The 25,585-nt window shown below is 62.1% G+C and carries 26 protein-coding genes; 12 read left to right on the top strand and 14 right to left on the bottom strand.

The window, feature by feature from the left end:
* Positions 1-13: 13 nt before the first annotated feature.
* Together BLW50_RS09720 and BLW50_RS09715 are read right to left on the bottom strand one after the other, a co-directional pair.
* Positions 14-1,153, bottom strand: coding sequence for a DMP19 family protein (locus BLW50_RS09720; RefSeq protein ID WP_170850082.1), 1,140 nt, complete (start codon positions 1,151-1,153; stop codon positions 14-16).
* A 239-nt stretch (positions 1,154-1,392) separates the two neighbouring features.
* The gene (locus BLW50_RS09715; RefSeq protein ID WP_090700930.1) at positions 1,393-2,109 is read right to left on the bottom strand and encodes a glutathione S-transferase family protein; all 717 of its coding nucleotides are present in this window, start codon (positions 2,107-2,109) and stop codon (positions 1,393-1,395) included.
* 92 nt (positions 2,110-2,201) lie between these two features.
* On the opposite strand from BLW50_RS09715, the gene BLW50_RS09710 reads away from it, so the two are divergent.
* A complete protein-coding gene (locus BLW50_RS09710; RefSeq protein WP_090700927.1) occupies positions 2,202-2,894 on the top strand; it encodes a helix-turn-helix transcriptional regulator in 693 nt (230 codons plus the stop codon).
* 2 nt (positions 2,895-2,896) lie between these two features.
* On the opposite strand, the gene BLW50_RS09705 is transcribed toward BLW50_RS09710, so the two are convergent.
* From BLW50_RS09705 to purM, 4 genes are all read right to left on the bottom strand, one after another.
* Positions 2,897-3,325 (bottom strand): VOC family protein, encoded by a 429-nt coding sequence (locus BLW50_RS09705; RefSeq protein ID WP_090700925.1) that lies wholly within the window; start codon positions 3,323-3,325, stop codon positions 2,897-2,899.
* Positions 3,326-3,392: 67 nt separating this feature from the next.
* The gene (locus tag BLW50_RS09700) at positions 3,393-4,259 is read right to left on the bottom strand and encodes an AraC family transcriptional regulator (RefSeq protein WP_090700921.1); all 867 of its coding nucleotides are present in this window, start codon (positions 4,257-4,259) and stop codon (positions 3,393-3,395) included.
* A 38-nt stretch (positions 4,260-4,297) separates the two neighbouring features.
* Positions 4,298-4,966 carry a phosphoribosylglycinamide formyltransferase gene (gene purN, locus BLW50_RS09695; protein WP_090700917.1) on the bottom strand — a complete coding sequence of 223 codons (669 nt, stop codon included), beginning with the start codon at positions 4,964-4,966 and terminating at the stop codon, positions 4,298-4,300.
* Positions 4,963-6,033 (bottom strand): phosphoribosylformylglycinamidine cyclo-ligase, encoded by a 1,071-nt coding sequence (purM, locus tag BLW50_RS09690; RefSeq protein WP_090700914.1) that lies wholly within the window; start codon positions 6,031-6,033, stop codon positions 4,963-4,965. The genes purN and purM overlap by 4 nt, the downstream gene beginning before the upstream one ends.
* Before the next feature lie 176 nt (positions 6,034-6,209).
* Here purM and BLW50_RS09685 point away from each other — a divergent pair, with 176 nt between their 5' ends.
* The 6 genes from BLW50_RS09685 to ppx all read left to right on the top strand — a co-directional run bounded on the left by BLW50_RS09685 (position 6,210) and on the right by ppx (position 13,517).
* Complete coding sequence (locus tag BLW50_RS09685; RefSeq protein WP_090700911.1) at positions 6,210-7,211, top strand: Bug family tripartite tricarboxylate transporter substrate binding protein; 1,002 nt, start codon at positions 6,210-6,212, stop codon at positions 7,209-7,211.
* Positions 7,212-7,334: 123 nt separating this feature from the next.
* On the top strand, positions 7,335-7,886 hold the full coding sequence (locus tag BLW50_RS09680) for a CDP-alcohol phosphatidyltransferase family protein (protein WP_090700907.1): 552 nt from the start codon (positions 7,335-7,337) through the stop codon (positions 7,884-7,886).
* Positions 7,887-7,904: 18 nt separating this feature from the next.
* On the top strand, positions 7,905-9,011 hold the full coding sequence (locus BLW50_RS09675) for an AI-2E family transporter (RefSeq protein WP_090700902.1): 1,107 nt from the start codon (positions 7,905-7,907) through the stop codon (positions 9,009-9,011).
* Entirely contained in the window at positions 9,008-9,691 is a 684-nt protein-coding gene (locus tag BLW50_RS09670) for a P-loop NTPase family protein (RefSeq protein WP_090700899.1), read from the top strand. Before BLW50_RS09675 ends, BLW50_RS09670 begins: the two co-directional genes overlap by 4 nt.
* A 123-nt stretch (positions 9,692-9,814) precedes the next feature.
* Positions 9,815-12,007, top strand: coding sequence for an RNA degradosome polyphosphate kinase (locus tag BLW50_RS09665; protein WP_244544458.1), 2,193 nt, complete (start codon positions 9,815-9,817; stop codon positions 12,005-12,007).
* Entirely contained in the window at positions 11,991-13,517 is a 1,527-nt protein-coding gene (gene ppx, locus BLW50_RS09660) for an exopolyphosphatase (RefSeq protein ID WP_090700894.1), read from the top strand. Before BLW50_RS09665 ends, ppx begins: the two co-directional genes overlap by 17 nt.
* Before the next feature lie 51 nt (positions 13,518-13,568).
* On the opposite strand, the gene aqpZ is transcribed toward ppx, so the two are convergent.
* Together aqpZ and rnd are read right to left on the bottom strand one after the other, a co-directional pair.
* Positions 13,569-14,261, bottom strand: coding sequence for an aquaporin Z (gene aqpZ / locus BLW50_RS09655; protein ID WP_090700891.1), 693 nt, complete (start codon positions 14,259-14,261; stop codon positions 13,569-13,571).
* Between the two features lie 193 nt (positions 14,262-14,454).
* Positions 14,455-15,633 (bottom strand): ribonuclease D, encoded by a 1,179-nt coding sequence (rnd, locus tag BLW50_RS09650; RefSeq protein WP_090700887.1) that lies wholly within the window; start codon positions 15,631-15,633, stop codon positions 14,455-14,457.
* Positions 15,634-15,784: 151 nt separating this feature from the next.
* Here rnd and BLW50_RS09645 point away from each other — a divergent pair, with 151 nt between their 5' ends.
* Together BLW50_RS09645 and BLW50_RS09640 are read left to right on the top strand one after the other, a co-directional pair.
* Positions 15,785-16,534, top strand: a complete 750-nt coding sequence (locus BLW50_RS09645; RefSeq protein ID WP_170850080.1) for a DUF1194 domain-containing protein — start codon at positions 15,785-15,787, stop codon at positions 16,532-16,534.
* Between the two features lie 26 nt (positions 16,535-16,560).
* Entirely contained in the window at positions 16,561-16,998 is a 438-nt protein-coding gene (locus BLW50_RS09640; protein WP_090700884.1) for an EVE domain-containing protein, read from the top strand.
* A 10-nt stretch (positions 16,999-17,008) separates the two neighbouring features.
* Here the strand turns inward: BLW50_RS09640 and BLW50_RS09635 are convergent, their stop codons facing one another.
* Positions 17,009-17,311, bottom strand: a complete 303-nt coding sequence (locus BLW50_RS09635; RefSeq protein WP_090700882.1) for a hypothetical protein — start codon at positions 17,309-17,311, stop codon at positions 17,009-17,011.
* A 24-nt stretch (positions 17,312-17,335) separates the two neighbouring features.
* Positions 17,336-18,481: an MFS transporter gene (locus tag BLW50_RS09630; protein WP_090700880.1), complete on the bottom strand. Its 1,146-nt coding sequence runs from the start codon at positions 18,479-18,481 to the stop codon at positions 17,336-17,338.
* A 248-nt stretch (positions 18,482-18,729) separates the two neighbouring features.
* On the opposite strand from BLW50_RS09630, the gene BLW50_RS09625 reads away from it, so the two are divergent.
* Both BLW50_RS09625 and BLW50_RS09620 read left to right on the top strand, forming a co-directional pair.
* Positions 18,730-19,023, top strand: coding sequence for a hypothetical protein (locus BLW50_RS09625; protein WP_090700878.1), 294 nt, complete (start codon positions 18,730-18,732; stop codon positions 19,021-19,023).
* A 590-nt stretch (positions 19,024-19,613) separates the two neighbouring features.
* Positions 19,614-20,513, top strand: coding sequence for a hypothetical protein (locus tag BLW50_RS09620; protein WP_090700876.1), 900 nt, complete (start codon positions 19,614-19,616; stop codon positions 20,511-20,513).
* A gap of 74 nt (positions 20,514-20,587) precedes the next feature.
* Here BLW50_RS09620 and dps read toward each other — a convergent pair whose 3' ends face one another.
* Both dps and BLW50_RS09610 read right to left on the bottom strand, forming a co-directional pair.
* Positions 20,588-21,067, bottom strand: a complete 480-nt coding sequence (gene dps, locus BLW50_RS09615) for a DNA starvation/stationary phase protection protein Dps (RefSeq protein WP_090700874.1) — start codon at positions 21,065-21,067, stop codon at positions 20,588-20,590.
* A 125-nt stretch (positions 21,068-21,192) separates the two neighbouring features.
* Positions 21,193-22,080, bottom strand: a complete 888-nt coding sequence (locus tag BLW50_RS09610; RefSeq protein ID WP_170850079.1) for a TauD/TfdA dioxygenase family protein — start codon at positions 22,078-22,080, stop codon at positions 21,193-21,195.
* Between the two features lie 261 nt (positions 22,081-22,341).
* Between BLW50_RS09610 and BLW50_RS09605 the strand changes: the two genes are divergently transcribed.
* On the top strand, positions 22,342-22,797 hold the full coding sequence (locus tag BLW50_RS09605; RefSeq protein ID WP_090700869.1) for a hypothetical protein: 456 nt from the start codon (positions 22,342-22,344) through the stop codon (positions 22,795-22,797).
* A gap of 53 nt (positions 22,798-22,850) precedes the next feature.
* On the opposite strand, the gene BLW50_RS09600 is transcribed toward BLW50_RS09605, so the two are convergent.
* Positions 22,851-24,554: a CocE/NonD family hydrolase gene (locus BLW50_RS09600; RefSeq protein WP_090700868.1), complete on the bottom strand. Its 1,704-nt coding sequence runs from the start codon at positions 24,552-24,554 to the stop codon at positions 22,851-22,853.
* A gap of 55 nt (positions 24,555-24,609) precedes the next feature.
* The gene (locus BLW50_RS09595; RefSeq protein WP_090700866.1) at positions 24,610-25,569 is read right to left on the bottom strand and encodes a Bug family tripartite tricarboxylate transporter substrate binding protein; all 960 of its coding nucleotides are present in this window, start codon (positions 25,567-25,569) and stop codon (positions 24,610-24,612) included.
* Positions 25,570-25,585 lie beyond the last annotated feature (16 nt).

Raw genomic sequence — 25,585 nt, 5'->3', positions numbered from 1 at the left:
CCCAGCGGTTCCGCTAACGTGGCAGAATATCCTGCTGCCGCGCATAGACGGTGAGTGCTTTTTGAATATCCTCGCCGTCGATAGCATTGGTCAGTGCATCGAGTTTATCGTCCCACGCATTCCAGTCATGCGCGAAGGCAACGCGCCGGCGTTCTTCCGTGGAGATTGGATAGGGGGTGGGGAACAGGCCTATGGCCTGGTCGACCGTCGTGGCGGCGTCGTCCTTGCCCACGTCGCGCAAAGCCTTGGCGGCATAGGGGGCGAAGGCGCCGCTGGAATTGGAAAAGAACTGGTGCATGCCGCCGTTGAACAATTCGCCCACCAGCAGCGTCAGGACATATACGGTGCGATAGCTCGGCGGCATCTGTTCGATCTGCTGCTGGATGACGGCTGCGGCGCCAAAGCCGGAAGGTCCAGGCAGCAGTCTGTCTTGCAGAAAGGAGAGGCGCTGATCGTCGGGCAGTTGTTCTCGCGCTTGCTGAAGAGCCGCCGCGATCACGGGATCGCGCGCGGCATAAGCTTCCACATCCGCCCGAAACTGCACTTTGCCGAGAAACTGTTTTCCCAGCTCCTGCAGTTCGATCTCAAGGGCGGTTGGTGGCTTGGATAGATCAGGCACAATGCCTTCCTGAATACGCAGGAAGCTCTTGGAGAAGAAGTCGGCGCGCTTCCTGTTCTCGACGGGATAGTCCGGACCGAATGCGGCGATCGCCGCGGTCATCACGCGCGCACGGTTCGAAAATCCCGCTGCGTTGAGGGCAATCAGCACGTCAGGCGCCAAGGCGCCGGGCGGGCTGTCAAAATAGGCATGGAGATTCTCCGTCGAGGTCTCGTGTATGTATTCGCCGAGACCAAGCAGCAGTCGGAGATGTTGAAGCGGCAGAGGATCCTGACTGATCTTGGCAAGGTACGCGTTGCGCGGCTCGATGCTGAGAAGCCATAGATTGGGCGGGAAGGCGAGCGACAGCACGTCGTAGTCGGGAATTTGGCGCAGGGCGGTTTCTCGAAATTGATAGGGCGCGTGACGGGATGGGGACGCGTCCTGGGCCAGACTGGGAACGAGACCCGGGGCAAGCATGCCCGCGTTCAAAAATGCAGAGACAAAGACGCAAGCCCGCAACAACGATGAATGAAAGAACGTCGCGATCCTCAAGGACATCGTTCCCGCGCGTGACCCCACAACGCCTTTATTTGATCACTCCGACGGCCGACAATCAATGCTGGAACGTTTTGCGGTGTGGTTCAGTCAAACGCCATAAAGACACATCAAAACAAAGCGCCCCGGCAAAATTGCGTTTCTGTCGAAACGCAATTTGCGCGGGGTGATGTTCTTGTGTTTCAAGCGACGCACTTGTGTTGATCGTGAAAACGCCTTGAATCCGCGATAGCGCGTCAGGCGGCGCGCTTCTCGCTTTCCGGAAAATACTGCGCTTTCAGCCGCTGCACATAAGCGATGAGATTGGCGTGTTTCTGCACCTCGCCGCGAATGTCGCTGTCGAAGAGGTCGCACAGCGATGCAGTGATAAAAGCATAGACCGTCGCGTCGGCGCCGCACGGCTTATCGCCCATCAGATAAGGCTTGTCGCCGAGCACTTGCGCCACCGCCGTCATCGCCCGGCTAGCGAGATAAGTGCGCTCGTCCTTGCTGTGGCGCCCCATGCCATGGCCATGGGCATTCTTGCGCACTTCTTTCACCACCATATGGCGGATGACGGGGCGGAGCGGCGCCGGCATGCCGTCGAAGAAATGCGCCGGGCCGCGCGCGAAGTTTTGCGGCTCCAGCCAGCGTTCGTGCAGCACTGTCCAGTAGACGTGATCCTCAAGCATCTTTTCGATGGCCCAGGCGCAGCCGCGCTGCTCCGGTGTCAGGCCGGCGTCGAAGTCAAAACCGTATTTCTTCTCGATATGCTGGCGGATGAAGGTGGAGTCGGCGATCGTCTCGTCATCGTCGTTCAGCACCGGAAATTTGCCCTTCGGTGCCTTGCGCACATCGCCCCGCACGGGCTCATAGGGGATACCCGCAAGCCGCAGTAACATATGGGCTTTCATGACAAATGGGCTTGGGTCGACCAACCCGAAACCCGGCCCGAAGACGTGAAGTTTGACCATTGCTGTTCCCCTCGATTTGCGTTCCGACGCCGCCAGGGCTACTGACACGCTCCTGACAAACCCTGTCAGCAGTGCGCTGGCATTCTCGTCCCATGACCAGATCGTCTCGCCTTCTCGATATCGTCCAGCTGCTTCGGCGGCACCGCCGGCCGGTGACGGCTGAATCGGTGGCGCAGGAGCTCGAAGTCTCGCTGCGCACCGTTTACCGCGACATCGCCACGCTCCAGGCCAACCGGGTGCCGATCCGGGGCGAGGCGGGCGTCGGCTATGTACTGGAGCCGGGCTATGACCTGCCGCCGGTGATGTTCACCGCCGACGAGGTTGAAGCGATCCTCGTTGGCCTACGCTGGCTGCGGGCGCGGGCGGATGCCTCGCTGGCGCGCGCCGCCGACGATGTCGAAGCCAAGATCGCCACCATTCTGCCCGATGCGCTGAAGCCCGTGCTGATGGAGTCCTCCCTGTTCGCGCCGGCGATGGAGGAGCGCATTGTCGCTGAGCATATCGATGTCGCGCCGGTGCGCGAGGCGATCCGCAAAGGTCTGCGCGTCACCATCGATTATGCCGATGCGGTAGGTGCGAAGACGAGCCGCACGATCTGGCCGTTCGGCTTGGCTTATTTTGATTCCGTACGCGTCGTATTGGCCTGGTGCGAATGGCGGCAGGATTTTCGGTCTTTCCGGACCGATCGCATTGGCGCTTATGTGATCGGCCAAAAATATCCGGCACGCCGCGCCGATCTGTTGAAGCGCTGGAAGGTGCTCAGCGGTCATACCCTGCAAGTGTAAGCTCACGTGTGCGCGGCGAACGGATCGTAGCTACCGAAATTCCACACATTGCCTTCCGTGTCGGCGACGTCATAGGCGCGACCGGGATAGCCGGGATTGTCAAAAGGCCCTCTGAGAATACGGGCGCCCTGCGCCTTGGCGTTTGCCGCGTGGGCATCGGGATCGTTGACCACTGCACAAATGCACATGGTGATGCAGCCGGCGTCCTGGGCGGTTTTCCAACGGTAGAGATCCGTGGTCTCGCCGGGGCGATCGCTGCCGAGCATGATCATATTGCCATCGAGCGTCAGCTGCGCGTGGACCACGATCTTCGGATCGGCCTCGTCACGATAGACCGCATGTTCCTGGAAGCCGAAGGCGCGGCAAAGGAAATCGATGGCGGCCGGGGCGTCCTTATAGCGTAGGCAGGGGATGAGAGCGGGGCGGACCATGGGGGCTCCTTGCTGTTTCATCCTCAGTGTGGCGCGCCGTCAGCGCGGCGTCTTGTACGGATGTAACCTAATCCTCGCGAAAGCCGCCCAGTCCTGGCAGCAGGCTGGCGCGCAATTCACCGGGCGTCATGGCGCTCAGCGCCTGCACGTCGCGCGACAGATGTGATTGATCGTAATAGCCGGTCTCGGCGGCGAGTTCGGCCAGGCTGTCGCCGGGCCTTCTCATCAGCCGTGCGGTGAAGCGCGCGAACCGGGCGAGGCGGCGATAGGTTTGCGGTGAATGGCCGGTGAGTGTGGTGAAACGCTGCGTCAGATGTTTGCGGCTCCAGCCGATCTCCCGCGCGACATCCGCGACAGCGGCCGGCTCGGCGTCGCAGAATTGCGCCATCGCCCATTGCACTGTCTTGTCGAACGACCTGCTATCGGCGAACCAGCGCGTGAAAGCCTGATCGGCCAGATCGAACTGTTCCTCGGCCGTGCGCGCCTCGCCGAGCCGCGCGCCCAGCTCCCGGGCATCGGCGCCCCGGAAAGCGCTCAAGGGCGCCACACGGTTGGCGATCTCGGCCAGCGGCGCGTTGCAAATACCCGCCAGTCCTGCGGCTGAAAGAAACACATGCAGGCCGCGTTGCGGTCCCAGCGCGCGTGAAATCGAGGTGGCATCGGCCGCGCCGCCGACGAAAGCTTCCCCTGCCTTCAGCACGATCTCGACGCCGTCGGCCCCGACGATCGACAGAGGTTCATCCAGTGCGAAGATCAGCACGCCGCAGGTGGAGGCGAGTTCCCGTCGCGCCGCGAAGGATTGGGTTTTTTCCGTATAGCTGCCGTAGCCATTGACGAGGCTGGAGAGCGGTTTCGCGGCGGGTGCGGAGACGATGGACCAGCGGTCGACACCGTCATCGAACTGTCGAACTGTGCTCGGTCGCAGCGCGCTCATGGCGCCATGATAGCGCAGTCAGGCCAATACGTCAGGCCTCAGCCGTCTTCGTCTTCATGCTCGGGCACGACCAGGGCCGTGTGATTGACGTTCCAGCAGGCGCCGAGCACGCGATTGTTCTCGATCCGCAGCCGGTCGGAGGCCGCCAGTTCCAGCGCGCGTGGATAGATCACATGTTCCTGCGCCAGCACGCGGGCGCCAAGCGTCTCGGGCGTGTCCGTGTCGAGAACCGGCACAGCCGCTTGCGCGACGATCGGCCCGGCATCCATTTCCGGCACGACGAAATGCACCGTGCAGCCGTGGATCTTCACGCCATCCGCCAGCGCCCGCTCGTGCGTGTGCAGGCCTTTGTAGGACGGCAGCAGGGCCGGGTGGATGTTCAGCATCCGTCCGGTCCAATGCGCCGTGAAAGAGGGCGTCAGCAGCCGCATGAAGCCGGCGAGGCAGATGAACTCGATGCGATTGATATCGAGCACCTGCTGTAGCGAGGCTTCGAAAGCTTCGCGGCCAGCATAAATCTTGTGATCGACGGCGGCGGTGGCGATGCCGCGCGCCTTGGCGGTGGCAAGGCCCGGCGCATCCGGCCGGTTCGACAGCACAAGCGAAATGTCGGCAGGATATTCCGGCGCACGAGCCGCCTCGATCAGCGACACCATGTTGGAGCCGCGGCCCGAAATGAGGATCGCGGTGCGCCGGCGCATGGTCATAGCGTCAGCCGTCCGCGTGTCGCGACCCGTTCGCCGTCACCCTGCGTGGTGATTTCGCCGATGCGTACCGGCGCTTCGCCGGCTGCGCGCAAGGCGCTGTGAACCTCGGCGGCCTTCGCTGCTTCGGCCACGACGATCATGCCGATGCCGCAGTTGAACGTGCGTAGCATTTCCGCTTCGGCGACGCTGCCGGCCCGCGCCAGCCATTGGAAGACCGGCAGGACGGGAATGGCATCGAGGTCGAGCATCACGCCGGTGCCATCAGGCAGCACGCGGGGAATATTGTCGGGGAAGCCGCCGCCGGTGATATGGGCCAAGGCCTTGATGCCGTCGGTCGCCTTCAGCGCCTTGAGCAACGGTTTCACATAGATGCGTGTCGGCGTCAGCAGCGCCTGCGCCAGTTGCGTGCCGGGCTTGAACGGTGCGTCGTCGGTCCAGCTCAGGCCGGCGTGCTCGACGATGCGGCGCACCAGCGAGAAGCCGTTGGAATGGACGCCCGAGGAGGGCAGGCCAAACAGCACGTCGCCGGCGGTGACGCCGGCTTTCGGCAGCAGCGCGCCGCGCTCGGCCGCGCCGACGGAAAAGCCGGCGAGATCATAATCGCCCTTGGCATAGAGGCCGGGCATTTCGGCGGTCTCGCCGCCGATCAGCGCGCAGCCGGCTTCGATACAGCCCTCGGCAATGCCTTTGACCACGGCCGCGCCCGCTTCGGGGTCGAGTTTCCCGGTGGCGTAATAATCGAGGAAGAACAGCGGTTCGGCGCCCTGAACAATCAGATCGTTGACGCACATGGCGACGAGATCGATGCCGACCGTGTCGTGAATGCCGCTCTCGATGGCGATTTTCACCTTGGTGCCGACGCCGTCATTGGCGGCGACCAGGATCGGATCGGTGAAACCGGCCGCTTTCAGATCGAAAAGGCCGCCAAAGCCGCCGATTTCGGCGTCGGCGCCGCGGCGGCGCGTGGCGCGCACCAGCGGCTTGATCTTGTCTACCATCGAATTGCCGGCGTCGATGTCGACGCCTGCCTGCGCATAGGTCAGGCCGTTTTGGGGGGGCTGGCTCATATACGGGGGTTAGCGCCAGCCGCCGCCGGAGGCAAGGCTTTGCCGGCACACCAGGGGCAGAACAGGGGGCAGATCTGGGGAAAGCTTGGCCAGGGAGCGCTACTTTGGCCCATCTTGCGTTCAGGAAGCCCCCCGTTAGACTTTCGGCAGCACGAGCCTATCGGGGGGAGGGGACGATGCAAGCATTGCGGGCATTCGCGGTCGCGTGCGCGACATTGGCTAGCCTGGCGGCGGCCACCACGGCCAAAGCTCAGACGACGCCGACGCCAAACTGGCCCTCCAAAACGATCACCATCGTCCTGCCCCTGGCGGCCGGCACCGGCATGGACACGATCGTGCGTCTCTATGGCGAAAAGCTGCAGCAGGCGCTGGGCCGCCCCGTCGTCGTCGACAATCGGCCGGGCGCCTCCTTCATGCTGGCGGCAGGCGCCGTCGCCTCGGCTGTGCCCGACGGCCACACATTGGGCGTGGTGACGGCGACGCCGATCGCGGTCAATCCGATGCTGTTCAAGCAGATGCCCTACGACCCGGAAAAGGATTTCGTGCCGCTGGCGCTCTACGCGAAATCACCCTTCGTATTGGTGATCGACCCGTCGCTTGCGCCCAAGACAACGCCGGATCTCATCGCCTTCATGAAGAAGACCGAGCCGCCGTTGAACTATTCCTCGCCCGGCATCGGCACATCACAGCATCTGGCGATGGAATATCTGAAACAACGTTTCGGCCTGGTGGGCACCCACGTGCCTTATCGCAACACGCCGCAATCGATCATGGACATTGTTTCGGGCCATGTGAATCTCGGCTTCGCCGAAGCCGGCGCCTCGGTGCCTTTGGTCAAGGACGGCAAGCTTCGGGCGCTCGCCGTGTCCTCGGCGCAGCGGCTTGATGCGCTCAGCGACACCCCGACCTTTGCCGAAGCGTCCGGCGTCAAGGATTTCGAGGCCGTCTCCTGGCACATGCTGTTGGCGCCGGCGGCAACGCCAAAGGAGATCACGACGCGCCTGCACGGCACGATGAAGACGATCATGGCCGATCCCGAGGTCAAGAGCCGCATCGCCGCCCTGGGTCTCATTCCCTTCGACACGCCCGACGAGGCGGGCATGCGCGCCTATATGCGCAGCGAGCGCGAAAAGTGGGGTGCGCTGGTGCGTCATCTGGGTCTCGCGGGAACACAGTAGTTCCGGGAACGGCGCCAAACCCGGCGCCGGCTCTCGAAAAGGTGGGGTGTACCATGCTAAAAGGGCCCGATTTTCCACACCCGGCCTGTCCGGACCTCGTTTCAGCGTGCTAATCTTCACTCAATGAGCGCCCAAACACTTCTGGCGAATCTGCCAAATCTCATAACCCTGATGCGCCTGGCGCTTGTTCCCGTGGTGATCAGCCTGATCGTGCAGCCGAAATGGGGGCTGGCCTTCGTGTTGTTCGTCATCGCCGGCGTTTCTGACGCCGTCGACGGCTGGCTCGCCAAGCGCCTCGATCTGCGCACGGAGCTGGGGGCCTGGCTCGATCCGCTCGCCGACAAGGCGTTGCTGGTGTCGATCTATATCGCACTGGCGATTACCGGCGTTATCCCGGCCTTTATCGCCATCCTGGTGGTCTCACGCGATATCATGATCATCGCTGGCGTCCTTGTCGCTTTGCTGCTCGACCAGCCGTTCCCGATCAAGCCGTTGCTGGTCTCCAAGATCAACACGACGGTGCAGATCTCCTTCGCCAGCGCCGTGCTGGCGGCGAAAGCCTTCGACCTGCCGCTCAGTCTGTGGTTTGAAGGGTCGGTTTGGATCGTGGCGGCGCTGACGGTCCTTTCCGCTGGCGCCTATGTCCGGCAATGGCTGCGGCATATGGAAGTGTGAAGGGTGCGGGTTACCGGCATGCGTATCGAACGGCAAGTGGCCTTCTGGCTGGCGGCGCTCCTCGTCACAGTGTTGCTGCTGTGGCTGCTGAGCAGCGTGCTGATGCCTTTCGTCGCCGGCATGGCGCTCGCCTATCTTCTTAATCCGGTGGCCAACCGCCTGCAGCGCATGGGCATCAACCGCCTGGTCGCCTGCATCGTCATTCTCGGCGTCGCCGTCGTTCTCTTCTTCGTATTGCTCGTGGCGGTGGTGCCGCTGCTGGTCACGCAATTGTCGCACCTGGCCGACAACGTGCCGGGCTATATCACCCGCTTCCAGGAACTCGCCCGCACCCTTGCCGCCGAACAGGGCGATACGCTGTCGAAATGGCTCGGCATCGACATTTTCGAGAAACTCGGCCTGGGCGAAGGCAAGCCGACCGATGTGGCTGGCCCGTTGGGCAATCTCGTCGGCAAGGGCATGAGCTGGCTCAGCGGATTGGTCGGTTCGATCATTTCCGGCGGCTCGACCTTGATCGGCCTCGCCTCGCTTCTGGTCATCACTCCGGTGGTCGCCTTCTACATGCTGGTCGACTGGGAGCGGATGATGCGCACCCTTGACGGCCTGGTGCCGGTCGAACATCGCGAGACCGTGCGCCGGCTGGCGCACGAGATCGATCGGGCCATTGGCGGATTTCTGCGCGGCCAGTCGCTGGTCTGCCTGTTCCTTGGTGCCTGGTATGGTTTCGGCCTGCTGCTGATCGGCCTCAATTTCGGCTTCGTCATCGGCCTGACCGGCGGCCTCTTGAGCTTCATCCCGTTTGTCGGCTCGCTCGCGGTGCTGGTGATCTCGTCCATTCTGGCGATCGTCCAGGGCTGGCCGAGCCTGTGGCTTCTGGTCATGGTCCTGGCCGTTGTCGGCACGGGCCAGTTCCTGGAAGGCAATGTGCTGACGCCGCGCCTCGTCGGCGCCTCGGTCGGCGTCCATCCGGTCTGGTTGATGTTCGCGCTGCTCGCCTTCGGCTCGCTGTTCGGTTTCACCGGCCTACTCGTCGCGGTGCCCCTGGCGGCGGCCATCGGCGTGCTGATCCGCTTCGGCATCGAGCGCTATCGTGAGAGCGCGCTCTATCGCGGCACCGGCGCATGAGTGCGCGTGCCGCCGGCCAACTGGCCTTTGACCTGCCGCTCGCGCCCAGCTTCAGCCGCGAGAATTTCCTGGTGTCTCCGTCCAACGAGGCGGCCTGGGCCCAGTTCGACGCCTGGCCGAACTGGCCGGGGCGGACGCTCTTGCTGCTGGGGCCGACTGGGGCTGGCAAAAGCCATCTCGGTGCCATCTGGGCCGAGACCGCGCGCGCCAAGATCGTGCCCGCGGCGGCGCTGGTGACGGCCGACTTGCAGGAGTTGGCCCAGAGCCCTGCCATCCTGGTCGAGGATGCGGACCGCGGCGGGGTCGAAAAAGAGCTTTTCCACCTGATCAATCTGGTGACCGAAAGCGGCGCTTACCTGGCGGTGACCGCTCGCCTTTGGCCAGATTCCTGGGGATTGCAGACCAAGGACTTGCTGTCGCGCCTGCGCCGCGCCCCGGCGGTCGAAATCGGCGAGCCGGACGATGGCCTGGTGCGGGCGGTTCTGGTCAAACTGTTCATGGATCGGCAATTGCAGGTCGAGGCGACGGTGATCGAATTTCTCGCCGCCCGGATCGAGCGCTCGCTGGCCGCCGCCCGTTCCGTCGTTACCCTTCTCGACCGGGAGGCCCTGGCGCGGGGCAGGGCGGTGACCCGCCCGATGGCCAGCGAGGTGTTGAAACGGCTGGAAGACGACCATTGACTCAATTCTGTCATCGTACTGTCGTCTGTTTCGCTGAGGACCAACATTTCCATCACGCCAGAAAGGGCCTTTCCAGTGCCGAGTGAAATCACCGCGAGCCTGACAAACGCCATTCAAGAGCAGATTGCCGCGGAAACCCAGCACCTCAGCCCGCTGCCGGTCGAGTTCCCCGAAGGCGAGAGCCGGTTCATTAACCGCGAACTATCCTGGCTCGAATTCAACAACCGGGTCCTGGCGGAAGCGTCGAACCACAACCATCCGCTGCTTGAACAGCTCCGCTTCCTGTCGATCTCGGCCAATAATCTCGACGAGTTTTTCATGGTCCGCGTGGCGGGCCTGCACGGCCAGGTGCGCTCCGGCGTCACCACCCGTTCCGACGACGGCATGCAGCCGGCAGAACAACTGGTGAAACTGTTCGAGCGGGTGAAAAAACTCACCGAGGCGCAGCAGGGGCGGTGGATCGAATTGCGCGCCGAGCTGGCGGGCGTTGGCATCCGCATCGTCGAGCCAGGCGAGCTCGACACGGCCGAGGCGCAATGGCTCGACGATCATTTCAAGCTGCATATCTTTCCCGTGCTGACGCCGCTGGCGGTCGATCCGGCGCATCCGTTTCCGTTCATTCCCAACTTTGGTTTCAGCGTCGCGCTGCAACTCACGGGCGTGCGCGAAGGCAATCGCCTCAATGCGCTGGTGCGCCTGCCCAACAAAGTCGAACGCTTTGTCCGCATTCCAGCCGCGCTTGGCGGCAGCGAGACGAAGTTCGTGCCGCTTGAAAGCGTCATTGCGGCCCAGTCGGGGCGGCTGTTCCCCGGTTATAAGGTCATCGGACGCGGCTATTTCCGGGTCATCCGCGACAGCGATATCGAAATCGAGGAAGAGGCCGAGGATCTCGTGCGCTTCTTCGAGACGGCGCTGAAACGCCGCCGTCGTGGCCGTGTCATCAGGATCGAATTCGATGCGATGATGCCCGACGATCTCAGGCAATTCGTCGTCGACGAACTGGATGCGGCGGCAGATGAGGTCTTCACCAATTCAGGCTTGCTGGCCTTGAACGAACTCAGCGAAGTCGTCTCGCTGGATCGGCCAGAGCTGAAATTCTCGCCTTATAATCCGCGCTTCCCCGAGCGCGTGCGCGAGAACGGCGGCGATTGTTTCGCTGCGATCAAGCAGAAAGACCTTGTCGTTCACCACCCCTATGAATCCTTCGACGTGGTGGTGCAGTTCGTCTCGCAGGCGGCGCGCGACCCCAATGTCATCGCCATCAAGCAGACGCTCTATCGCACGTCGGCTGACAGCCCGATCGTGCGGGCCCTGGTCGAAGCGGCCGAGGCTGGCAAATCGGTGACCGCGCTGGTCGAACTGAAGGCGCGCTTCGACGAAGAGGCCAATATCCGCTGGGCGCGCGATCTCGAGCGTGCCGGCGCGCAGGTCGTGTTCGGCTTCATCGAGTTGAAGACACACGGCAAGCTGTCGATGGTCGTTCGCCGCGAAGGCGCGGGCCTGACCACCTATTGCCATGTCGGCACGGGCAACTATCATCCGCAGACCGCGCGCATCTATACCGACGTCTCCTATTTCACCGCCGATCCGGTGATTGGCCGCGATGTCGGGCGTATCTTCAATTTCATCACCGGCTACGCCGAGCCCGACGATCTGGAGCGCATGGCGGTGTCGCCGATCAGCTTGAAGCGGCGGCTGCTCACGCATATCGACGAAGAGATCGAACACGCCAAGAATGGTCGCCCGGCGGCGATCTGGGCCAAGTGCAACGCGCTCGTCGATCCGATCATCATCGACGCTTTCTATCGCGCCAGTCAGGCCGGTGTTTCGATCGATCTGGTCGTGCGCGGCATCTGCTGCCTGCGGCCGGGCGTGCCTGGGCTGTCCGACAATATCCGCGTCAAGTCGATCATCGGGCGTTTTCTCGAACATGCGCGCATCTATGCCTTCGGCAATGGCCACGGCCTGCCGCACAAGAACGCCCATGTCTATATTTCCTCGGCCGACCTGATGCCGCGCAATCTGGACCGCCGCGTCGAGGTTATGACGCCGATGACCAATCCGACGGTGCACGAGCAGGTTCTCGACCAAATTCTCGTGGCTAACCTTATCGACAATCAGCAGAGCTACCGGGTCTTGCCCGATGGATCGAGCGAGCGCATAGTCCCGCGCGCTGGCGAGGAGCCATTCAACGCTCACAATTATTTCATGACCAACCCATCACTGTCGGGTCGTGGAAAGTCGTTGAGGGAGTCCAGCCCGCGTTCGCTTTCCCGTCGCAAGGACACGCGCAAGTCGAATGGTTCCACCCGGTAATAAGGCTCCCGGCCGGCTTGAAGCGCTTAAGCCCCTCGCGGTCGTTGATATCGGTTCTAACTCGGTCAGGCTTGTCGCCTACGAAGGGCTGACGCGCGCGCTGACGCCGATCTACAACGACAAAGTGCTGTGCGGCATCGGACGCGGTGTAGCCACCACGGGTAAGCTTAACGAGGAGGGCGTCGAGCGGGCGCTGTCGGCCTTGTCACGCTTTCGCGTCTTGTGCGACCTGCTCAAGATCAAAGATGTCCACGTGCTGGCGACCGCCGCGGCGCGGGACGCCAAGAACGGCGGGGAATTCCTCGCCGCGGCCGAGAAGACCCTTGGCGCGCCTGTGGAATTGCTGTCGGGCGCGCGCGAATCGCGGCTCGCCGCTTTGGGCGTCGTTTCCGGTTTCTATGAACCCGACGGCGTCGTGGGCGATCTCGGCGGCGGTTCGCTTGAATTGAACGAGATTCGCGGCGGACGCCTGGGCAAGGGCATTTCGCTGCCCCTCGGCGGCCTGTCACTGATGGACATGACCGGCCGCTCGCCGAAAAAGGCGAGCAAGCTCGTGCGCGATGCGATCGCCCAAGTCAAAGCCCTCGACTATCTGAAAGGCCGCACCTTCTACGCCGTCGGCGGCACCTGGCGCGCCTTGGCGCGTCTGCACATGCATCAGCGCAACTATCCGCTCAACGTCATGCATGGCTATGTCATTCCGCGCCGTGACGCTGAGGATTTCGTGGCGCTGGTCGAGCGGGTCAATGCCGAGGCCCTGGTGGCGATCGAAAGCGTCGCCGCCGCCCGTCGTCCGTTGCTCGCCTATGGCGCCGTCGTGCTGGAGGAGATTATCCGCCGGGCGCGACCGAACCAGATCATCGTCTCGGCGCTCGGGCTGCGCGAGGGCTTGCTCTACGAGCGGCTCGATGCCGAGGAACGCAAGACCGATCCGCTGATCCAGGCGGCGAGCGATCTCAACATGCTGCGCTCGCGCGCGCCACGTCACGGTTGGGATTTGTGTGCCTGGACCGACGTGTTCATGCGGTCGACCCATTTCGACGAGACCAAGAACGAGAAACGCTTGCGCCACGCGGCTTGCTTGCTCGCCGATATCGGCTGGCGCGCGCATCCCGACTACCGTGGCGAGCAGGCGTTCAACATCATCGCCAATGCGGCCTTCGTCTCCATCGATCATAGCGGTCGCGCCTATCTGGCGCTTGCGACCTCCTTTCGGCATATGGGCTTCGAACACGATGTCAGCCCGCAACTGCGCATGCTCGCGTCACCGCGCTTGCTCGACAGGGCGCAGCTTCTCGGCGCCGCCATGCGCGTCGGCTATGCGATCTCCGCCGCCATGCCCGACGTTCTGATAAAGACGCCGCTGGTCTGTCGGCGTGGTAAGGTGATCTTGAAGCTGCCGCAGGAGTTCGCGCCGCTCGCCAGCGAGCGGCTTTGGAACCGTTTACGTCAGCTCGGCCGCCTGATTGGCCGCGAGCCCGAAATCATCTTCGAAGAAAGCGCAAAATAAAACGCCGCCGCTTCAGGGAAGCGACGGCGTCTGATTTCTTCTACGTTGCTATCAGTCGTCGTGCGACAGCAGCGTCGTGTGGATGATGCCACCGATGGCGGCGCCGACGATCGGTGCGAGCCAGAACAGCCAGAGCTGCTGCAGCGCCCAGCCACCGACGAACAGCGCCTGGCCGGTCGAGCGGGCCGGGTTGACCGAGGTGTTGGTGACCGGGATCGAGATCAGGTGGATCAAGGTCAGGCAGAGGCCGATGGCGATCGGCGCGAAACCCGGAGGGGCTTTCTTGCCGGTGGCGCCGAGGATGACGAGCAGGAACATGGCGGTCATCACGACTTCGCAGATGAGCGCCGAGACCATCGTATATTTGCCCGGCGAATGATCGTCATAGCCGTTGGCGGCGAAGCCACCAGCGAGCGAGAAGTCGGATTTGCCGGAAGCGATGAGATAGAGCACAGCGGCAGCGGCGGTGGCGCCGAGCACCTGGGCGACGATGTAGGGGATCAGTTCACCCCAGGAGAAACGTCCCGCCACGGCGAGGCCGACGGAGACCGCCGGATTGAAATGGCCGCCGGAGATCGGACCGACGGCATAAGCCATGGTCAGAACCGTGAGGCCGAAGGCGAGTGCGACGCCGGCAAAAGCGATGCCGAGTTGCGGAAAGGCTGCGGCCAGCACGGCGCTGCCGCAGCCGCCGAGCACTAGCCAAAAGGTTCCAAAAAATTCAGCTGCGAGTTTCTTCTGCATCAGTGCCCCCAGGCTCTAGGTTTTTCGGTTCTGATCGATTCAGAATCGAACTCTAGTTTAGGTCCAGACGCACTTTCTTCACGCGACCCGATGTCGGTTTCGCTCGAAAGTACACTGGACGATCTGCCAAGCTTATTTATTCGGCACGATTCGTCAAAGTGACCTTCGTCACTTTCAAGTTTTTGCCTAGGAATCAGGCAACCGCCACTTCGGCGGACGGAGCTTCCTGCCAGGCCAGCGTGATCACCCGGCCACGTTCGATGGTCAGGGCCAGTTTGCCGTGCTTGAGCTCCAGGGCGCGCGCGCCGAACAATTCGAGGCGCCAGCCGGTGAGGGCGGCGACTTCTGCATTGTCGTCGGCGGAAATCGCTTCCAGGTCGTCGACGGTGGCGATCATCTTGGGCGCCACGCCATGGCGTTCGCTGACCTGGCGCAGCAGCACTTTCAGCAGCTCGACGGTCGCACCGTTGCCGCCGCTACGCCGTTCGCGCTCGACCTTGGGCAAGGACTTCGCGTCACGCGCCAGGCCGCGCTCGATGGCCGCCAGCAATTCGACGCCGCCGCGCGAACGTTCCATGCCGCGTGGAAAGGCTCGCAGATTGCCCAGGGCTTCCGCCGTGCGCGGCGCCGCCAGCGCCACTTCGACCATGGCGTCGTCCTTGAGAACCCGTGAGCGCGGCACGTCGCGCGTCTGCGCTTCGCGTTCGCGCCAGGCGGCGACATCCATCAGCACGCCGATGTCGCGAGGCTTGCGGGCACGGTGGCGGAAGCGTTCCCAGGCATTGGCCGGATCCTGCGCATAGGTGGCTGGATTGGTCAGGGACTGCATTTCGTCGGCGAGCCAGGCCATGCGGCCGGAGCGCTCAAGCTTGTCGCAGAGCGCGCGATAGATGTCGCGCAGATGGGTCACGTCGGCGAGGGCATATTGGACCTGCGCATCGGTGAGCGGGCGGCGCGACCAATCGGTGAAGCGCGATGACTTGTCGATCGAGACCTTGCAGATGGCCTGCGCCAGCTCGCCATAGGCGACCTGATCGCCGAAGCCGCAGACCATGGCGGCGACCTGGGTGTCGAACAGCGGCGCGGGCACCATCTTGCCGAGATTCCAGACGATTTCGAGATCCTGCCGGGCGGCGTGGAAAACCTTCACGACGTTCGGGTTGGCCATCAGGTCGAGGAAGGGCGTGAGGTCGAGCCCCTCGGCGAGGGCGTCGACAGCCACCGCCTCGTCATCGCTCGCAAGCTGGATGACGCAGACTTTCGGCCAGAATGTCGTCTCTCGCAGGAATTCAGTGTCGACCGTCACGAACGGATGCGTGGCAAGGCGGGCACAGGTTTGGGCGAGTTCGTTGGACGTCGTGATAAGGGTCATTAGGCGCGCTATAGCCGAAACAGTGTCAGGAGGCGAGCGGGTGTTGGCCGGAATTATGACGGAAATTTCCTGCTTTGGTTCAGCTTGTGCCGGAAGCCCCCGCCGGCGCACAATGGCGCAACGGCTAAAAATAAAAAGCCAAGGAGGGGAAATGTCGCCAAAAGGGGAGCCGCTTGCTGCGGCTGTATCGAGGCGTGGTACGCTGTTCGCTGGCATCGCGGGCCTTGCGTGGGCCGCGATGGGGCCGTCCGCTTCGGCCGACGTGGTCGATGTCGATCTGGAACTTCTGCTGGCGGTGGATGCCTCCGGTTCGGTCAGTCAGCAAAGATTTATGTTGCAAAAACAAGGGTATGAGCAGGCGTTTCGCGATCCGCGCGTGCTCCGGGCGGTGCGCTCCGGCGTCAGCGCGCGGATAGCCGTGTCGATGTTTCAATGGACCGGACCGCACATGCAGGCCGAGGTCACGCCCTGGACGGCGGTCTCCGACGAGGCCTCCGCGGCCGCTTTCGCCGACGCCATCGCCGCCGTGCCGCGCAAGCTTTATGGCGGTGGCACCTCGATCAGCGGCGCCATCGACTATGCCGCCGGCCGGTTCGGACGGGGGGCCTATAAGGGGCCCCGGCGGGTCATCGATATTTCTGGTGACGGGGCCAACACCAGCGGCCGCCCGGTCACCCAGGCGCGCGACCAGGCCCTGGCGCAGGGCATCACCATCAACGGCCTGCCGATCCTGTCCGTCGAGCCGCTGCTCGACCAGCATTATCGCGACGAGGTGATCGGCGGCCCCGGCGCCTTCCTGATCGCCATCAGCGACTATGACCAGTTCGCCGAAGCCATCGTGCGCAAACTGGTCGCCGAGATCGCGGGCCTCCTGCCACAAGCTGACAATCGACGCGGTTAGTCTTCTGTCGTTCACAGGAGGCGAGCATGAAATATTGGATTGGCGTCGTATCGCGCGACCATATCGAGACCGGCCGTGCCGGCGGTTTCATTCAGCTCTGTCACGGCAAGGAAGCGCCGTTGCGCCGGATCGCCGCTGGTGATCGGATCATCTTTTACTCCCCGCGCCAGAGCATGAACGCCGGCGCATCGCTGCAGGCTTTCACGGCGCTGTGCGAGATGCTGCCGGAGCTGGCTTATCTCTACGACATGGGCGGCGGCTTCACGCCGTATCGGCGCAACACGCGCTTTCTGCCAAGCGGCATCGCACCGATCGCGCCGCTGTTGAACACGCTGTCGTTCACACGCGGCCAACGCAATTGGGGCTATGCGTTTCGGCGCGGTTATTTCCAGATCACCGCTGACGACTATGTGGCGATCGCAGCGGCGATGGGCGTTATCGAGACGGATCGCGTGGCGGCTTGATCGTTCTGCCTTAGCTTTCGCTGATATTCTCAATAGGGATTTTCTTACCACGCGTTGCTAGAGTAAGTGCTCCAAGAATGCCGGCTCCTATGACCCAAAACGTGAACATAATTGCTGTGACGATAACCGTAGAAAATTCGCCATTAAACATCATGGGGCCGACCTTGATCCAGTAGGCGATGAGCCACATAAGCATGATGATGTTGAAAGTTATGAAAAGTGCTTTGATCAGTTCGCCGAAGAGCCCGCGACGGCGCGTTTCCTTGATGTTACGAGCGGTCACTGTTTCTACCTTAATTTGCCCCATCGTCATTCAATCTGGTTCGTCAACCGAACGTCAAGAGGCGACACGCGCGTAACGAGCCCGCAGCAGCAACGCCTGCACGATGACGGCGGGAATGGCGATCAGCAGCACCGCTTGCAGCGGCAGGCCTGACCAGAGCAAGGCTGCCGCAGCGACATTCGCGGAAATGCCGCCGACATCCCAGCCGCCTTCAGCGGCGATCTGATAGCGCAGCGGGCAGGGCGCCTGTTTGGCGTCGTTATAGATCGCCGTCATCATCGCGGGAATGTAGAGGCCTCCCAAGGCCGCGCCCAGAACGGCGACGATGACCACGCGCAGCGGATCGAAACCGGCCAGCGCCTGCGCCAAGAACACGATGCTGGTGACGATGCCAAAGAGGGCCGCCGCCTTACGGCCATTGCCGGCGTCGATGAAACGGCCGAGCACGAAGCCGCCGGCAGCCCCTGCGAGCGCGGCGAAGGCGAGCACGGAGCCATAGACATCGTAGACTTGGCCAAGCGCCAGGAAGATCACCAGGGCCCAGGCCGTATTGGCGGCGGAGATGATCCAGCCGTCGACGAGAAAGATCACGGTGCCCTTGCGCGCGGCGGCATAAGCACCAGGCGGCGCGATGCGCGCCACGGGATCGTTGCTGATGGAGAGCAGCGGCAGGATGGAAACAGTGGCCGCCAAGGCCGCCGTGCCGAAGGCCGCCCACGGGCCGATCAAGGTCAGCATCAAGCCGCCAGCCAGCGGACCAACGATGCTGGCGACGGCACTCAGAATTTGCCGAAAGGCAACTTGCCGTCCGCGTGCATGGGCATCGCCCAGGGTCGCAAAGACCGCGTGATAGGCGGTCCAGTAGAACACATTGCCGATGCCCGAAATCAGGATGTAGAGCGCCAGCGCCACATCGAGCCCGCGCACCTCAGCCAAGGCCAGATATTGCATGGCGACCAGAGCCGTGCCGATCACCAGCGTGAATTTCAGCCCGATCGCCGGGCTGACCGCCAGCAGGATCGGCCGTAGCACGAAGCGCAGGGCGAGCACGGCGCCGAGCACCAGGAATACATGCGGCAGGCCGAGGCCGTTCTTCAGGAAGAAGGCCCCGGTGAAGGCGCCGCCGATCTGGAACGAAAGCTGTACCAGCCCGCTATGCAGGTTGAGCCGGTTGATATTGCGGTTGGCGAAGGTGGCCATGGCGTAAGGAATGCTTCTCAATCTCGCGACGTGGGCAGGCCTATCGGGCTGCGCAAGCGCTTAATCCCGATTTGTCAATCAATCCATTGATAAGACGAGAAAAACGAAATTCTTGCGGAAATTCATGCGCGCAGCCCTTCAAATCTTCGCAGATGATCTGGATTTATCTTCGCAAATTTGCGGAGATAGCCTCACCAGAGCGGGCAAGCTCGATATGTGACACGTCGTCGATAGGGTGAGGGCTGACGATGCACGACAATCCTTTGCCATCCTACATCCGCCGAACCGCGCAAAATGCCGCCTCGCAAAACATGCGCAGATACAAGCGTGATCAGTGGAATGAGGCTGATTGGGCTATTCTCTCTGAAACGCGCGAAAAACTCATTCGCTCCCACTACAGTCGCTTGGGTGAAGCCATCAACTCACAGAATCCATTTACGCGCTTTCAGATGATCGATGTCCTGGAACGCAATGGCCACCTCCATGGGCCGATCGCCGATATCAAAAACAAGATCGCCAGCTATCTCGAAAAGAACGCGTGATTGGCAAGCAACGGGCGCTCGAAGTTTTTGAGAAATGAGAGAAGCGCGCGCACGGCCGGAGATCGCGATTTCGAAGGTCGGTTCCAGGGCTGGAAATTCGAACTCAGCGGAAGCTTGCCGAGCGGAAATTAAAATCGAACAAACAGAGAACAAAATTCCGCCGCCCTCCCTTCGTATTTTGGGCCCGATTTGAACGCGGCGGGTGCCGCGGTCCTGAGAGAGGAGAACGGCCCTTGGATCGAGGGACAGGAACATTGCAGCAGGCGGCGCGGCAGCGGCCGCGAAGCTACGACTTCTGCGCCCGCAGGAGCGCGTCGGGGAGGGGGTGCCACGAGATTCTGAGGAACAACCCCATGCAAGGGTGCTTTTCCATCGCGCCTCAACTGAAACGCGACTTTGCCAAGCGCCTTGTTTTGAAGGGTTTCAGGCCGGAAAGGGCGAGGGGCTCAACAAGCCGCCATGCCCGTCAGGCGCAAAATCGCCGCTTTTACAGGCGACCGGTGTTAGGGGTTGCTTAACCATAAGCGGCTGAAATGATGGGGTGGCGCTCCGATCCGCCTAGATATTCCGATCGTTTACGAGGGTTGCGTTTGGGTTACTTGCTTCCGCCTCCGGCGCCAGCACCGGTCGTCGTCGTCAAAGACGTCGGCGGATTGGTGTCGGACTATCGTGCGCAGACGGCCGTCTATCGGGCCGAGGGTCGTGAAGTGCGGCTGCTCGAATGCAGGTCTGCGTGCACATTGGCGTTGAGCCTGCCGAATGTCTGCGTCTATCCGTGGAGCGTTCTCAAGTTCCACACCGCCTATAATCAGAACACCAAGGAAATCGACCAGGGCATCACCGCCGAACTGTTCAATGCCTATCCGCAGCCGGTGCGTGAGCGTCTGGGCTATCTCACCCGCAACTATCGCAATCTGAGCGGCGGCGAATTGATCGACCTCGGCGTTCGCGATTGCCGCAAGGGTCCGGACGTGCAGATCGCCCGCCGGACGCAGCCGCAAGTCCAGCCCGTGGCCGTCGCGTCGAACGTACAGCCAGCCCCGCAACAGAGCGCTGCGGCGGGGCAGGGCGTCAATCCATTGTCGGGTCTGGTGCAGAGCGTCGCGTCGCTCTTTGGTTCCGAGCAGCAGCCTTCGGCGACAGCTGCGCAGCAGCAGCAGCAATGGCCGCAGGTGCAGGTGGCTTCGGTCAAGCCGGTGGATGACGTGCCGCTGCCGCCGCGTCGCCCGACGGGCCTGCAGGTGCCGGACGAAATGCTTGCAGATGCTGCTGCGCCTGACGCCGCCGGCGAACTGCAAAACGTGCAGATGGCCAGTGTGCAAGTGGCCGATGTTCCGACACCGCCACGCCGCCCGATGCACGTGGCGCTCGGCACCTATACGCGGCCGATCGAACTGCCGGCCGTCATCATCGGCGCCGCGCCGATCCTGCCGACGGGTCTGTCGGCCTATGCGCCATTGCCATCGCTGTTGGCCAACGTGCAGCGTTAAAGCGGCGCCACTTCACGGGCACAAAATAAGGGCGGCTCCTTGCGGGCCGCCCTTATTTTATCTCAGGCAGTCACTCACCCCTTATGGGCGGCGACGAACCAAAGGTCTTTATCGACCGCGCGTGAAATGCCCGTGAAAATATCGGCTGTGTCGGCATCGCCCGCCTCGTCCGCATCGTCGATGGCCTTGCGGACCGAAGCGCCAAAGGCCGAGAGCCGCTCGCTCAAAGCTTTGACATGGTCGGCCGAGGCGACAGCCTTGACCGGATAGGCCGCGAGGTTGGTTGCTTCGGCCACCACCTGCGTCGTGCCGAGCGCCATGCCGCCGAGCTGTACGGCGCGTTCGGCGATCGTGTCGACATGGTCGTCGACGCGAGTGGCGATCTGGTCGAACAGTTCGTGCAGGCCGATGAAATTCTCGCCCTTGACGTTCCAATGCGCCTGCTTGACCGCAAGCTTGAGATCGATCGCGTCGGCGAGCCTGGCGTTGAGGAGCTCGATCATCTGATTGCGAACGTTACTCTTGATGTCCGTAACGATGTTGTTGGTACTCATGAGCTCACCCCGTCTTGTGAAACATGTGGTTAATGCCTTGGCAGGCGCCGGGTTCCTTGCAGGGTTCTCGGCCAGCTGCGTGCAAAGATATTAGAGCGGGCTGCGGCGCATGCAACCCATGCGCGCTATTCGGCCGCGGATCGATCCTGCCAGGCGGGGATGACGGTGCTGCCGGCGATGGTCATGCGGCGCATCAGGCGATGCTGATCTTTGGGGAAATCCGTGCGCGCATGGATCGAGCAGAGATTGTCCCACATTAAAAGATCGCCTTGTTTCCAGACGTGTTCGTAGATCAGCGACGGATCTTCGGTGAAGCTGTAGAGCTCTTCCAGCAGCGCATCGCTTTCGGCATCGGTCAGTCCCTGCACCCGATGGCTCATCAAGCGATTGACATAAAGCGCGCGGCGACCGGTCTCCGGATGTCGCAGAACCATAGGCTGATGCCAGTGTTTTATATCGGCGATATCTATCGAACTCAGATCGAGGCGGGAGTCCTGGACTTCATCGAAGGCTTGGAGAACGGTGCGGCCTTCGATCCTGTCCTTCAAGCGTTGCGGCAGGTTGTCATAAGCCTGATACATATTGGCGAACTTGGTGTTGCCGCCTTCGCTTGGCACTTTGATCGCATAGAGAAAGCTCGCCCGGTTCGGCTCGGCCGCGTAGCACATGTCGTGGTGAAACCACAGTTCGCCATCGGGCAGGACGCCGATCGGTTTGCCGTTCTCGCGAATGTTGGACACCAGCATCGCCGCCGCGTTGTAGTCGGGGCCATTCTGCTGCCGTGGGTTCTTGGCGGGCAGGCGGTTGGCGCGACCGCCGATTTCACCCCACAGGGAGACAAAGGTGCGTTGCTGCTCCGGGTCGAGGGTTTGGCCGCGATAGTGGAGGACGATGTGGTCGAACCAGGCCCGGCGCAGTTGCGCCACTGTCTCGGGAGCGAGCGGAGCGGAGAGGTCGAGGCCACGGATTTCAGCGCCGATATGGGCTGAGAGGCGGTGAACGGAGAGAGTCACGGCGGGCTCCTGGCGTTTCCTGTCTTTTCTTAGGGCGCGAATATAGCGCTCCCAGGCATTCCCTCAAGCGCGCCCTAAAAGCATCAGCCACATTCACTTGCCATTCACTTGCCATTCACTTGCCATTCAGCGGCGCAGACCTAAATATAGCCCAGTCGTTCCGGGGCGGGAATCGACAGCCTTCGAGGCGAACCGTCCCCCGGGGTGCGAAACCGTCCGCCGCCATTGCGGCTGGATGCTCGTGACCGTGGGGATTTGTTGATGACCATGAAAATCAATCTGAATCGGCGTGGCTTCTTTGCCGCCGCCGCCGCGTCGCCGTTCGCTGCCAAGGAAGCCGCCAAGAGCGTCATCGAGGAAGCCGCCAAAATGCAGGCGGCCGCGATGCAGGCTGCCGGCATGTCTACCTATTCCGACACGATCTATACCGGCATCGCTTCGTCCCATGTGTCGGCGCCCCAGCGCAGCCTTTGGGATGCGATCATGGACATGGGCGTGCCGGACTGGAAAGAGCAGGATATGCGCATCGATGCCAAGCGCAGCCGCACACTTGATCCCGACATCGCGGCGATGAAGAGCTTTTCGCTGCAAGCTAAACTGCGCCTGCAATGGGAGCGCAATTACGAACTGCTGGTCGAACGCGCCATGCAGCAGAAGCGGATGGAAAAGATGAAGCGCAGCTTCTTCGACAGCAATCCGGATATTTCTGAATATTGAGGCTGTGATCGATCCAACGCCAGGCTAAGCCCTGGCGTTGGCGTATCCTCTCATCAGGTCTCGCGCTTGGGAATGATCGGCAGGAGCAGATGGGACGGCCTGTCCGGTCCCGTATGGATAGTCACATCTCCGCCGAAAATGCTGATCGGCCGATCAAGCGCATCGTCGTGAAGCCAGGGGCCCGAGCCGCTGCGCAGCGGATCTCCGCTAGGCGAAGGGCGCATGAAATCTTTGCCGCGGATGTCGAGGGCAAGGCGATATCCAGCCGGTAACACGATACAAGTTGGCCAGATTTCGACGTTGATCTCGTAGAGGTCACCGGGAACCAGAGGCTGCTTTTCATCATGCGTATGATAGGGCTGATAGGGCAGGGAGCGCTCGGCACAGAGTTTTCGATGGGAGGCACGCAACCAGCCTTGCGCCAATGGTGTGTGTGGATCGACGGTCCCTTGAAATTCGACCTCGCGTCCATCAGCGGAGAAAGCTTGAAGCGTGACGAAAAAGTCGGCATCCGATGTCGATGAGGAGATGAACAGTTTCAGAGACAACGGCCCAGTTATCTCTGTCTCCTGGTCCAACGGCGGCGACAGCCAGAGTGTGCTTTCATGGGCCGCGATGAATTTCTTCGTTCCGTCTCGGGATGAGGCATTCCAGCTCAGCGAGCCACTGTTGGCGTCGAGGAAAAGCCTCGTCCATTGTGTTCCCGACAGCGGCCATTCGTTCTCCTTGCGCAGCTCCACGTCATCCGTGAGCGGCCGGCGCAGATTGAGCCATACGCGCGGCTCACTATTCCAGCCGTTTTCTTCACCCTTGAGGAAATAATCGAAGAACCGCTTTTGCAATTGCAGCCCATAGTCGAGATAGAACCATTCCTCATGACGGCCAGGGTGTCCTTCAAGCCATTTCTGCTTCGAGGCGGCGAGCGTGAATGCCGAAAAATTACCGCGCGGATGGAGACCATAGCCGGCCCAGTTGGCGGCGCTGAGGAAAGGCGTGATCACCTTTGACCAGTCAGGCGACCGCTCTTGATACCAGCGATCGTCCATCTCGCGCGCGCTGACGTTGGCGAGCGTGGCCAGGCGATTGGCTTCGCGCTCCTTTTCCGAGAGGTTTTCCGGGCCTGTGGCGGATTCATCCAACCACGGATCGTGCGGTCCGGCGCCATTGCCGTGCTGTACGGAGAGAATTTGGCGCGGATACCACGTCTCCAGGAATTTGTTGGAGAGAATGCCGCCGTGCCGAAAGAAGTCGCGATAGCAATCCGCCGCGCCTTCCCATGGAATCATGGCGGCAAGATGCGGCGGTTGCAGAGCCGCAACATGCCATTGATTGATCGCATAATAGGAGATGCCGTTGAGGCCGACCTTGCCGTTGCACCAGTCGCGCGTCCCAGCCCACTCGATCGCATGGTAATAATCGAGCGTTTCACGCTTCGACAGAATATCGAGAAAACCGGGGGAACGGCCTGTACCTCGTGAATCGACGCGCACGACCGCGTAGCCCCACGCGACCCAAATCTCCGGGTCGACTGTTTCCCATGTCAGCCATTGATGATTTGAGCCAGTCAGCAAGCCTGGGTGGGCCTGAATCATCCAGTCCCAACTGTGCTTGTAGTGATCCTGATATCTGACGCCTTTGCCGTAGGGACCCACGGTCATGACGGCAGGCACGCGGGCTGGATTGTCTGGACGATAAATGTCGGCGCGCAGTTCCAAGCCGTCGTCCATCGCAATGGCGACGTCGCGTTCGATGATCATGGCTTTGCTTCCAATTCAGGGGGCAGGTGCGTGTCGGGCCGTGAGGGCCGCCATTTCAGTCCGTCGAGATGCCAGATTCTCGAACGATCGACCGCCATTGCTCGACAAGGGCGCGATACAGCGCCGGAAAATCCTTTGGCGTCTCATTCGCCGGCGTGACGCCGAGATTCAGGAGTTGACGGCGAATCTCGGGATCGGCGACAGCCCCGGAAATGGCATCGGCGAGTTTGTTGACCACGATTTGGGGCGTGCCGGCCGGCGCCAAGAAAGCCTGGAAGCCGCGGGCTTGGGAAAAGCCCTCCACGCCTTGGGATGTTAGCGTCGGCCAGCCGGGATAAGCTTCATTCGCGCCAGGGCTGGTTGTTCCGATGAGCTTCACCTGGCCTTGGTCGACATAAGGCTTGGCCGATACGAGCATCGCCAACTCGATCTGTCCGGCCAGAATGGCCTGGACGGCATCGGCCTCGCTTTTAAAGGGGACGTGGACCATGTCGATGCCATTGCGCTTCTTCATGATCTCGCCGAACAAATGCCCGGCCGATCCGTGACCGAATGATCCGTAGCTTAATTTACCGGGATGGGCGCGCGCATAAGTCAGGAAATCTTGTGCGTTCTTGACGGGCAATTTGTCGGATACGACGAGAGCGAGTTGTGTTTCTCCTACGCGCGCGATCGGAACAAAGTCTTTGATCGGATCGTAGGCCGGCGTTTTGCTCAGAGCCGTCAGCGCGCCGTGAGACGCGCCGTTCGCTAGGAGAATGGTGTAGCCGTCCGGCTGAGCGCGCATGACATAGGTGCTACCGATCGCACCGCTGGCGCCCGGCTTGTCTTCGACGATGACCGTGCCGCTAAGCGTATCGGCCACCTTCTTGCCGATGAGGCGCGCGAGAACGTCGGAGAGAGCGCCGGGGGCGCTGGGCGCCACGATGGTGATCGTTCGCGTCGGATAGTCCTGCGCCGAGCAGGAGGCGGCGATCGCCCAGAGAAAGGCCGCGGTGGCAATCCGGTGAAACATCACATCCCTCCCAATC

This window comes from Beijerinckia sp. 28-YEA-48, assembly GCF_900104955.1.
Lineage (GTDB): Bacteria > Pseudomonadota > Alphaproteobacteria > Rhizobiales > Beijerinckiaceae > Terripilifer.
Note: the sequence above shows the minus strand (reverse complement) of the source record. Positions and strands in the feature narration are given on the sequence as shown.

Excerpts from the sequence above, each read along its gene's own strand:
- BLW50_RS09715 (WP_090700930.1), bottom strand. The coding sequence starts at position 2,109 with ATGGTCAAACTTCACGTCTTCGGGCCGGGTTTCGGGTTGGTCGACCCA.
- BLW50_RS09710 (WP_090700927.1), top strand. The coding sequence starts at position 2,202 with ATGACCAGATCGTCTCGCCTTCTCGATATCGTCCAGCTGCTTCGGCGG.
- BLW50_RS09705 (WP_090700925.1), bottom strand. The coding sequence starts at position 3,325 with ATGGTCCGCCCCGCTCTCATCCCCTGCCTACGCTATAAGGACGCCCCG.
- BLW50_RS09700 (WP_090700921.1), bottom strand. The coding sequence starts at position 4,259 with ATGAGCGCGCTGCGACCGAGCACAGTTCGACAGTTCGATGACGGTGTC.
- purN (WP_090700917.1), bottom strand. The coding sequence starts at position 4,966 with ATGACCATGCGCCGGCGCACCGCGATCCTCATTTCGGGCCGCGGCTCC.
- purM (WP_090700914.1), bottom strand. The coding sequence starts at position 6,033 with ATGAGCCAGCCCCCCCAAAACGGCCTGACCTATGCGCAGGCAGGCGTC.
- BLW50_RS09685 (WP_090700911.1), top strand. The coding sequence starts at position 6,210 with ATGCAAGCATTGCGGGCATTCGCGGTCGCGTGCGCGACATTGGCTAGC.
- BLW50_RS09680 (WP_090700907.1), top strand. The coding sequence starts at position 7,335 with ATGAGCGCCCAAACACTTCTGGCGAATCTGCCAAATCTCATAACCCTG.
- BLW50_RS09675 (WP_090700902.1), top strand. The coding sequence starts at position 7,905 with ATGCGTATCGAACGGCAAGTGGCCTTCTGGCTGGCGGCGCTCCTCGTC.
- BLW50_RS09670 (WP_090700899.1), top strand. The coding sequence starts at position 9,008 with ATGAGTGCGCGTGCCGCCGGCCAACTGGCCTTTGACCTGCCGCTCGCG.
- ppx (WP_090700894.1), top strand. The coding sequence starts at position 11,991 with ATGGTTCCACCCGGTAATAAGGCTCCCGGCCGGCTTGAAGCGCTTAAG.
- aqpZ (WP_090700891.1), bottom strand. The coding sequence starts at position 14,261 with ATGCAGAAGAAACTCGCAGCTGAATTTTTTGGAACCTTTTGGCTAGTG.
- rnd (WP_090700887.1), bottom strand. The coding sequence starts at position 15,633 with ATGACCCTTATCACGACGTCCAACGAACTCGCCCAAACCTGTGCCCGC.
- BLW50_RS09645 (WP_170850080.1), top strand. The coding sequence starts at position 15,785 with ATGTCGCCAAAAGGGGAGCCGCTTGCTGCGGCTGTATCGAGGCGTGGT.
- BLW50_RS09640 (WP_090700884.1), top strand. The coding sequence starts at position 16,561 with ATGAAATATTGGATTGGCGTCGTATCGCGCGACCATATCGAGACCGGC.
- BLW50_RS09635 (WP_090700882.1), bottom strand. The coding sequence starts at position 17,311 with ATGACGATGGGGCAAATTAAGGTAGAAACAGTGACCGCTCGTAACATC.
- BLW50_RS09630 (WP_090700880.1), bottom strand. The coding sequence starts at position 18,481 with ATGGCCACCTTCGCCAACCGCAATATCAACCGGCTCAACCTGCATAGC.
- BLW50_RS09625 (WP_090700878.1), top strand. The coding sequence starts at position 18,730 with ATGCACGACAATCCTTTGCCATCCTACATCCGCCGAACCGCGCAAAAT.
- dps (WP_090700874.1), bottom strand. The coding sequence starts at position 21,067 with ATGAGTACCAACAACATCGTTACGGACATCAAGAGTAACGTTCGCAAT.
- BLW50_RS09605 (WP_090700869.1), top strand. The coding sequence starts at position 22,342 with ATGACCATGAAAATCAATCTGAATCGGCGTGGCTTCTTTGCCGCCGCC.
- BLW50_RS09600 (WP_090700868.1), bottom strand. The coding sequence starts at position 24,554 with ATGATCATCGAACGCGACGTCGCCATTGCGATGGACGACGGCTTGGAA.
- BLW50_RS09595 (WP_090700866.1), bottom strand. The coding sequence starts at position 25,569 with ATGTTTCACCGGATTGCCACCGCGGCCTTTCTCTGGGCGATCGCCGCC.